Consider the following 278-nt stretch of genomic DNA (forward strand, 5'->3'; position numbering starts at 1 on the left):
TCCACAGATTCGACAGCGCGAACAGTGTCACCAGTTGCGCGGTGTTCTTTGCCAGGCCACGGAAGCGCGTCTTCACATAGCCAAATTGGCGCTTGATCACCCGGAACGGGTGTTCGACCTTGGCCCGCACCTGGGCTTTGGCCTTCTCGATCTTGCGCCTGGCTTTGTAAAGCGGGCTGCTCTTGCCCAGTTTCTTGTAAGTGCTGCGCCGTGCCGCCACCTGCCAGATCACCTCACGACCATCATGTTCGGCACGCTTCTCGACACCGGTATAACCG

General features: G+C 59.0%; 1 protein-coding gene. It reads right to left on the minus strand.

Annotated features, from left to right (window positions below; all coding sequences use genetic code 11):
- A partial coding sequence (locus AAEZ09_RS28135; protein WP_350601621.1) for a transposase occupies positions 1-278 on the minus strand: 278 nt, incomplete at both ends.

This window comes from Pseudomonas sp. 65/3-MNA-CIBAN-0223, from assembly GCF_040310425.1.
GTDB classification, from domain to species: Bacteria; Pseudomonadota; Gammaproteobacteria; order Pseudomonadales; family Pseudomonadaceae; genus Aquipseudomonas; species Aquipseudomonas gregormendelii.